Consider the following 1,045-nt stretch of genomic DNA (forward strand, 5'->3'; position numbering starts at 1 on the left):
GGAATGATTGTGTTCAAATCGCCCGTTATTATTACCGGCTTGGCGGTGGATGGATCACCAAAAGCGATCTTCAAAAGGAAGTAAAAGGTCTATATCCCCTGCACAGCCAAACGATTCAAGCTGTCGCTCATAAATTCCTTCAAGCAAGAGAAGGTGCGCAAAAAGCCAGAAAAGCAGGAGCCAATGTCCGTTATCCTTGGAAGCATAAATTTGTATTCAACCCCAAATGGGTCGGAGAATCATTTACACTTGAAGGGAAGAAAATCACCCTTTCATTAGGAATATGGAATGGCAAACGTCAGCCGAGACTAACACTTAAACTTCCTAAAGTCCCTCCAGGAAACGTGAAAGAAGTCGAAATAGTCTTTGATCGAAAGTGGTTGATTTGTCTTTCGTATGAGACCCACACCGAGGAAGAACCTCCTAAACAACAAGGACGATCCGCAAGCATTGACCCCGGAGAAATTCACACCATTGCCAGTGTAACCGAAAACGGTGACAGCCTCGTGATCACCGGCCGCTATCTAAGAAGCATCCATCGTTTACGAAATAAAAAGCTAAAAGAACTTCAGAAGCTGATGAGCCGCTGTAAAAAAGGATCCAGACAATGGAGAACATACAACCGCGCCAAAAAATATGTGCTGTCTAAAAGTGACGAACAACTAAAGGACGCGCTTCATCAAACAACGAAACAGTTCGTGGACTGGTGTCTTCAACATGACGTCAATCATGTAGTAATCGGCGATGTAGAAGGGGTGCAGCGAAACACGAAAAAGAAAAGAAGCAAAAAGATGAATCAAAAGCTGTCCAATTGGTCTTTTGGAAAGCTGTATGCCCTTCTTGTCTATAAACTAAAAGCAAGAGGGATCACAATTGAAAAAGTTGACGAGCATTTTACGTCCCAAACGTGCCCCGTTTGTGGAAACCGCAAAAAACGAAGCCATCGAATGTATCATTGTCCATGCGGGTATAAGGAACACCGTGATCTTCATGGCGCAAGGAACATCCTCACCAAACATCTGTATGGGAAAATGATTTATTATCC

Annotated in this window: 1 protein-coding gene; it reads left to right on the forward strand. The window is 43.4% G+C overall.

All coding sequences use genetic code 11. The annotated features are described in order from the left end of the window. On the forward strand, positions 1-1,045 hold a 1,045-nt coding region (locus tag DS031_RS23335; protein ID WP_142675825.1), incomplete at both ends, for an RNA-guided endonuclease InsQ/TnpB family protein.

It is taken from the genome of Bacillus taeanensis, from assembly GCF_003318295.1.
Taxonomy (GTDB): domain Bacteria; phylum Bacillota; class Bacilli; order Bacillales; family UBA6769; genus Maribacillus; species Maribacillus taeanensis.